This is a genomic window from Curtobacterium sp. B18 (genome assembly GCF_000333375.1).
GTDB lineage: Bacteria > Actinomycetota > Actinomycetes > Actinomycetales > Microbacteriaceae > Curtobacterium.
The window spans coordinates 1-6,952 of the sequence record NZ_BACZ01000510.1 but is presented as its reverse complement, the minus strand read 5'-3'; the positions used below and the strand labels follow the sequence as shown (position 1 = coordinate 6,952).

Sequence of the window (6,952 nt, the reverse complement as noted above, 5' to 3'; positions counted from 1 at the left end):
AGCCCGCCGACGAGGGGGAGCGTCGCGAACCCGGACTCGGTGGGGGTCATGACCTCTTTTTCCGTCGGACTTGACGGTCCGGTCCATCGCCCGAGCTGTTCTTCTGAAACCATTAGACCCTCCCCATGAGTCGATCTCACCTTGCCTTCATTATGCACCCGGACTTGCGAAGTTCATGACGTGTTGAGTCGAGGTCCCACGCGTCCGCCGCGTCGATCTCCTCCTGCAGCGTGCCCATCTCGGCGAGCAGTGCGTCGAAGTCGGCGTCCGGCTCGGCCATCAGCGCGGAGATCTCGTTGAAGCGCGTGATCTTGGCGTGGATCTCGCCGACGCCCTCCTGCACGTTCTCGAGCACCGTCTTGGTCTCGTCGAGCTCCGGCTCCTGCATGAGGATGCCGACGGTGAAGCCCGGTGTGAGCTTCGCCTCGCCGTTGGACGGCTGGTCGAGACCCGCCATGATCTTCAGGATCGTCGACTTGCCCGCACCGTTCGGCCCGACGACACCGATCTTGGCGCCGGGGAGGAACGACATCGTGACGTCGTCGAGGATCAGCTTGTCGCCGACCGCCTTGCGGGCGCGGACCATCTGGTAGATGTACTCAGCCATATCGCGCCAAGTGTACTGACAGTGCGGGTCCCGCGTCTGCCGTGCCGTCGGTTCGCCGTATCCCGCACGGGGGCTGTTGCGCTCGCCGACTTCGACGTACGGTTTCCCCGCTCCGCACCGGGAGCAGGGTCGTCCGACCACCGGAGAGGATCAGGTCATGTTCACCAAGCGTCTGCGCCGCCTCGCGCTCCCCATCGCGGGTGCCACCGCGCTCACCGTCGCGCTCTTGGCGCCGGCGAGCGCTGCCTCGGCGGCGTCGCCCGTCCCGCACGGCAGCCCCTACGTGCAGTACACGGCGCACCTCGTGGAGAACGGGTCCGGCACCGGGTACTCGTCCTACATCAACGTCCACGACGCCCACAACAACGCCTTCGCCGTGGGGATCCAGTCGGACACCGCGTCGACCGTGAGCAAGGGGCAGCCGCGGTTCATCTGGGAGCGCGTGCAGAACGGCAAGTTCACGTACGGCTACATGGGCGGCGCGTCGCACAGCAAGACCTCGGTCGGGCTGCGCTGGTACAAGAACGACGTCGCGTCGGTCATCCTCAACAACCGCACGGTCGGCACGATCGCCCTGAACCTCGACGGACGGCTGTTCTTCAACGCCGAGGCGAACGCCCGCGTCAACGGGGACGTGGTGCACTCGCAGGTCAACGACATCTCGATCAAGGTCGGCGACTCGTCGGGCCGCACCGGGCTCGCCGGCAAGTGGGACACGAGCTTCACGTTCCACGGCCTCAAGGCGAAGCAGACGAACAGCCCGAAGGTCCAGGGCGCGAGCTTCTCGATCGACGGCCGTGTCTCGGGCCTCCCGCGGGGTGGCAACTGGGACACGACCGAGGTCGCCGGCATCGCGATGATCGCGCAGAACTGGCGGTAGCCCCGCCCGGACGGCGGCGGGTGCCGGTTCAGGCCGCGGCACGCTCGTCGCCGTCCACCGTCGGGTCGTCGCCGACCGCGTCGAACGGGTGGTCGAGGATCGCCGCCGTGTGGCGGGCCGCCTCGGCGCCGTCCGGGAGCTCCTCGACGGCGTCCGGTTCGCCCTGGTGGTCCGGTCCGACCCGGTGGTCCGGCCCGGGGCCGTCGTCGGTGGGGACGGCGCCGACCTCACCCGTGACCGGGTCCACGACGGAGACGATCGCGGGGGTGCTGCCCGGAGCCGCGGAGGACTCCCCCGCGTGGCGCGGGACGCGGACCCAGTTGCTGATGCCCCACGCGAGGTCGTGCCCGAGCGCCTCGGCGTCGATCTCGACGGACGTCCCGCCCCGGCCGTCGCGCTCCCACGTGCGGATGCGGATGCGGCCGGTGACGACGATGCGGTCCCCCTTCTTCAGGGAGCGGTGCACGTTGGCCGCGAGCGAACGGAAGGCGGTGACGGTGTACCAGTTCGTGGCGCCGTTGCTCCAGGTGGAGGTCGTCCGGTCCCAGCGTCGGGAGGGCGAGGCGAGGCGCATGCTCGTGATGGCGATGCCGGTGTCGGTCACGAGGTGACGCGGCTCGGTGGCGATGATCCCGCAGACGGTGATGGTGTCGTTCATGGGTCGATCGTCATCGAGCCCCGGGCCGCGCAAGCGGCCCGGGGCTCGATCTGTGACTGGTCGACTCGGAGAGGTGCGCTGTGGAGGACGAGTCCCCCGCGCCTCCTGGCCGGAACGCGGTCAGTGCGCGCGGAACTCCGGACGGTCCGCCAGCGGGCCGAGGGCCGCGTGCACCGCGCCCTTCGCCGACTCGAGGGACGGGTACGTCCCGCCACCCGCGCTCCGCCCGTAGAGCTCGACGCGGAATCCCCCGTCGGCTCGGTGGATGCTGCCGACCGCTCCCGCTGGTCCGATCGCGACCCAGGTCCCGGTGTTGTTCGTCATCGTTCGACCACCTCCTCGTGGCCCCGACGTCCGGAGTCTCAGGACGCCAGGATGTACTGACTGTAGGCCTTGCGGACCTTGTTCACCTTCGGCAGCGCCACCGCGAGGCAGTAGCCCTGACCGGGGTTCTTCGCGAAGAAGTCCTGGTGGTACTCCTCCGCACGGTAGAAGGTACCGAGCGGCTCGATGGTCGTCACGATGCCGCCGTCCCAGATGTCCGAGGCGCGCGCGATCGCCCGCTCGAATAGCGCCTTCTGCTCGTCGTCCGCCGGGAACATCGCCGAGCGGTACTGCGTACCGACATCGGCGCCCTGCCGGTTCAGCTGACGCGGGTCGTGGAGCGTGAAGAACACGTCGAGGATGACGTCGGCCGGGATGACCGCCTCGTCGAACGTGACCGCGACGGCCTCGGCGTGACCGGTCGTGCCGGTGCAGACCAGCTCGTAGGACGGGTCGGCCACCGCCCCGCCGACGTAGCCCGACACCACGTCCTGCACGCCCTGGAGCGTGCGGTACACGGCGTCGAGACACCAGAAACATCCACCTGCGAGCACGAACGTGGTCATGGCGTCACCGTACCGCGCGCGCCTCTGAGCGACCCGCGACCGGGGCACAGGTCCTCCACGATGCGCACGCTCGCGATGCCCGTGCACAGAACGCCCGACGGTGCCCGGCGTGTCGGTGGTCGGCCGTACCGTCGGACACACACCGACGAGCAGGAGGCACGACGATGCAGGCGACGAACGAACCCGTCCTCAGGATCCGCACCGCACCCGTTGCCCGCTCGCGCGGCGACCTCCGGATCCTCGACGTCCGCGACGACCTCAGCCGCGTGACCCGGGCGAACGGGGAGATCGTCGGGTACGTGGACCGCGTGGACGTCGCCGGGGGCACGGCCTACCGCGCGCGGCGGTACGTGTCGACCGAACGGCGCTTCGTCGAGCTCCCGAACGTGTGGTCGGCCGACGACGCGGTCGACTGCCTGCGCTGGGGATGAGTCCGAGCCGGCGGATCGGCCAGCGCGCGGGGAACACCCGGTCCGCGGAACGCCGCCCGACCTCCCCGACACCTGACCGTTCCGTGAGTAGGGTGCGCGCATGAACTGGTGGAACGACCTGAGCGACTGGATCTCGTCCGACGACGGCTGGCGCGTGATCTCCGGCGCGCTCATCCCGTTCGTCGCGATCGTCGTGGCGGGCATCGTCGCGGCGCTCATCGGACGCGGGGCGACCAAGCGGGTCGTGACGATGCAGGAACGCGAAGCCCGGAACGCGGCCGTCGCGGGCATCGTCTCGGCTGCACGCAAGGCGGCGACCTGGGGTTCCCTCGGGCACGACGAGCGCGCCTACGCGGACCACCTCGCCGAGGACGCCGACATCCGACTGCGGCTGCTGCCCGTCGCGGGTGCGCCCCTCGCGGCGAACTGGACCCAGCACGAGATCGCCGACATCAAGAAGAACTCCTCGACGTTCAGCTTCCAGGCCGAACAGTCCCTCGCCGAGTTCCGTGACCGCATCCTCGAGTGGCAGGCGCGTCCGAACCGTGCGCGCAAGCTGTTCAAGAGCGACCTCGAGCGCTGGAAGTTCGACTCGCCCGATCCCGACGCCGAACTCATCACCAGGCAACAGGACTGGAACGCCGACCAGGCGAGCGCCTCGCGCACCGCCGACTCCGGCTCGACCGCGGCGGCTCCGGCCGAGCGTCCGACACCGACGACGACCTCGCTCCGTCCCGCGCCGAGTGCCGCTGCCGGTGCCGGTGCCGGGAGCACGTCTGCGCCGTCGGCGGGTGCCGGGTTCTCGGTGACCCGCGGCGGTTCCGCGCCGGTCGACCCGAACGCGACCACCCCCATCTCGGACACCTCGAGTAACCGGACGACCCCGATCTCGGACGCGACCACCACGCGGGCGTACGGCGACGGCGCGACCCGCGCGTACGGCGACGGCGCGACCCGGGCGTACGGCGACGGGGCGCCCCGAGCGTACGGCGACGGCGCGACCCGAGCGTACGGGGACGACGCCACGCGGCCTGCCGGGGCCGGGCCCGCTGCCGGCGCCCCGACGCGGGCGCCGCTCGGATCCCCCGCCTCCCCCGTCTCCGGCCGGAACCCGAGCTCCGTCGGCGCTCCGGACGCCGACAACGCGGACGCGGTGGACGACGTCCGCCCCTCCGGTGCACGCGGGACCTCGACGGACGGGTCCGCAGCGGGCAGCGCCGCTCCCGTCGCGGGTCCGACGGCCCGTGGGAACGACACGCGGTCGGACGACGCGCGGTCGAACGGGGCGCGGTCGAACGACGTCGGCGAGTCCGGCGACCAGGAGCCTGCCGCCCGCGGCGCCGGCGCTCCCGTCCCGCCGCCGGTCGCGCAGCCGACCTCGGCGGACGCGCACGTCAACCGCACCACGGGTGGCGACGCCCGCGCGGCCGACGGCCCGACCGCAGCGCAGACCCGGTCGATCCCGACCCGCATCGCCGGTGGCCCCGCCGAACCCGCGGACGCCGACGAGACCTCCGAGGCGCCCTACACCCAGCCGATCAGCGCGAGCGAGCTCCGTCGCCGCGCTGCCGACGACGACGAGTAGGCGGTCCTCGAACCGCACGAAGGCCGCCGTCCCGATGGACGGCGGCCTTCGTCGTGGGTGCCCCCGGCAGGAATCGAACCCGCGGCACGGTGGGTAGAAACCACCTGCTCTATCCACTGAGCTACGGAGGCGGACGGCCCCGATTCTATCCGCGACCCTCGCCGAGGTGCTGCACGAACCGGTCGACCTCCCGCTGCGACCGCAGGTGGACGATGCGCAGGTGCGGCGCGGTCTCGACGAGCGCCGGCACTCGGCGGCGCGAGTCGTTGCGGGTACTGATGCCCCACCGCACGATGTGCCCGCGGTCGGTGAAGAACGTCCACAGCGACGGTTCGGTGTTGCCGTTCCACATCTCGATGCGTCGGAACCGACGGTGGAGCGTCCGACGCAGGAGCCGCCAGAGTGCCTGGGCCGTCGGCAGGTCGATCCACACGAGCGTGTCCGCACGCTCGGCCAGCATCGCCCGGACGGACGTGTACTGCCACTCCGTCACCCATGCGGGTTCGCTCGTGTACCGCTCGACGTCGGCGACGAAGGTGTCCCGCGGGACCCAGCCGGGCCCGTGGTAGAGCGAGTCGATCTCGGTGTGCGGGAGGCCGAGGACCCGGCCGATCCGCCCCGCCGTGGTGGTCTTCCCGACACTCGTGGTGCCGGCGACGAGGACACGACGGGGCGCGGGGTCGAGGTGGTCGTCCGCTCCGAGCACCCCTCGACCCTAGCCCGCCGTGAGGTCGTAGACCGTGACCCCGCCGATGGTCGACGCGGTGAAGTTCGACTCCACCCACGCCGAGATCTTCGACGCCGCATCGCTGCCGCCGTTCGACTGCCCGACGCTGCCAGCGATGAAGTAGTGGATCTTCCCCGCAGCCACGTCCGCCTCGAACTCGGCGAGGGTCGGTGACGGGTCCGAGCCGTTGAAGCCGCCGATCGGCATCACCGAGGCGCCGGTCGCGAGCTGGTAGGTCGCGGCGCTGTTCGACCCGATGGTCGCAGCCACCCAGGTGTAGTCGTCGGCGTCCTCCAGGAGCGCCTTCCGCAGCGTCGAGGAGATCTCGGTCGATCCGCCGAGCAGCCCACCGGCACCGCCGAACCCGCCACCACCCGCACGACCCGCACCCGTGCCCGTCCCGGTGCCGCCACCCGGCGCGGTGCCGGTCCCGGTGCCGCCACCCGTCCCGGTGCCGGTCCCGCCGGGCGCACCCGCCCCTCCGGGTCCACCGGTGCCGCCAGCGCCACCCGCGCCTCCCGGAACACCACCGTTGGTCCCGGTCGCACCACCGGCGGTCCCGCCACCGGCGGTCCCGCCACCACCGAACCCACCGCGTCCGCCACCGAACCCGCCGCGTCCGCCGCCGCCGAAGCCGGCGCCCGCGACCGTCGGCCCGGCCGACGGCAGCGAACCGGTGTGCGCGGTCGTCACCGTGTCGATCGAGTACGCCGTCGGTCCGAGGAGCGCCGTGACGACCGCGCCGACCACCACGATGCTGCCGACCGGTCGTGACCACCTGGCGGACAGCCCACGATCGGCGGGGGCGGGGGTGACGTCGGACCCGGGCTCGCCGATCACCCGCGGCACACGCTCCCACCCGTCGACAGCAGCCGAGGCCCCGGCACCAGCCACGGCCGGCCCCGCCGCCGCGCCCGCGCCTGCCGCCGGCCCCGCACCGGCCGCCAGCCCCACACCGGAAGCCGCCGCACCCGCACCCGCCGCCGCACCCGCCGCCGGCCCCGCACCCGCCGCGGCAGCACCGGCCGCGGCAGGACCCGCACCGGCCGCCACCAGCTCCGCACCGGCCGCCTTCCGCACCGCGCCGGGAGCCCAGGCAGCGGACCCCGACCGCACCGGCACGAGCAACGCCACCGCCGTCACCACCCCGGCCACGAGCACCACCCACCGGGAT

7 protein-coding genes, 1 tRNA gene and 2 pseudogenes are annotated in these 6,952 nt (G+C 72.2%); 3 read left to right on the top strand and 7 right to left on the bottom strand.

The features are described 5' to 3' along the window. Window positions 1-184: 184 nt before the first annotated feature. Window positions 185-607: pseudogene (locus I5E_RS13470) on the bottom strand (ATP-binding cassette domain-containing protein); the annotation flags it as partial. 157 nt (window positions 608-764) lie between these two features. Between I5E_RS13470 and I5E_RS13465 the strand changes: the two are divergent. Next, the gene (locus I5E_RS13465; protein WP_022907447.1) at window positions 765-1,487 is read left to right on the top strand and encodes a hypothetical protein; all 723 of its coding nucleotides are present in this window, start codon (window positions 765-767) and stop codon (window positions 1,485-1,487) included. A 28-nt stretch (window positions 1,488-1,515) separates the two neighbouring features. On the opposite strand, the gene I5E_RS22805 is transcribed toward I5E_RS13465, so the two are convergent. From I5E_RS22805 to msrA, 3 genes are all read right to left on the bottom strand, one after another. After that, complete coding sequence (locus I5E_RS22805) at window positions 1,516-2,145, bottom strand: single-stranded DNA-binding protein (RefSeq protein WP_022907446.1); 630 nt, start codon at window positions 2,143-2,145, stop codon at window positions 1,516-1,518. A gap of 120 nt (window positions 2,146-2,265) precedes the next feature. Beyond that, window positions 2,266-2,469, bottom strand: a complete 204-nt coding sequence (locus I5E_RS13455) for a hypothetical protein (protein WP_022907445.1) — start codon at window positions 2,467-2,469, stop codon at window positions 2,266-2,268. Window positions 2,470-2,507: 38 nt separating this feature from the next. Further along, window positions 2,508-3,035 carry a peptide-methionine (S)-S-oxide reductase MsrA gene (gene msrA / locus I5E_RS13450; RefSeq protein ID WP_031262718.1) on the bottom strand — a complete coding sequence of 176 codons (528 nt, stop codon included), beginning with the start codon at window positions 3,033-3,035 and terminating at the stop codon, window positions 2,508-2,510. A gap of 164 nt (window positions 3,036-3,199) precedes the next feature. Between msrA and I5E_RS13445 the strand changes: the two genes are divergently transcribed. Both I5E_RS13445 and I5E_RS22800 read left to right on the top strand, forming a co-directional pair. Continuing rightward, window positions 3,200-3,466 carry a hypothetical protein gene (locus I5E_RS13445; protein ID WP_022907443.1) on the top strand — a complete coding sequence of 89 codons (267 nt, stop codon included), beginning with the start codon at window positions 3,200-3,202 and terminating at the stop codon, window positions 3,464-3,466. A gap of 100 nt (window positions 3,467-3,566) precedes the next feature. Beyond that, window positions 3,567-5,051 carry a hypothetical protein gene (locus tag I5E_RS22800; protein ID WP_022907442.1) on the top strand — a complete coding sequence of 495 codons (1,485 nt, stop codon included), beginning with the start codon at window positions 3,567-3,569 and terminating at the stop codon, window positions 5,049-5,051. 58 nt (window positions 5,052-5,109) lie between these two features. On the opposite strand, the gene I5E_RS13435 is transcribed toward I5E_RS22800, so the two are convergent. The 3 genes and pseudogenes from I5E_RS13435 to I5E_RS25575 all read right to left on the bottom strand — a co-directional run. Continuing rightward, window positions 5,110-5,182 (bottom strand) — tRNA-Arg (locus I5E_RS13435). Between the two features lie 14 nt (window positions 5,183-5,196). Beyond that, window positions 5,197-5,757: an ATPase AAA gene (locus I5E_RS13430; protein ID WP_031262713.1), complete on the bottom strand. Its 561-nt coding sequence runs from the start codon at window positions 5,755-5,757 to the stop codon at window positions 5,197-5,199. A 9-nt stretch (window positions 5,758-5,766) separates the two neighbouring features. Beyond that, a pseudogene (locus tag I5E_RS25575) lies at window positions 5,767-6,952 on the bottom strand (hypothetical protein); the annotation flags it as partial.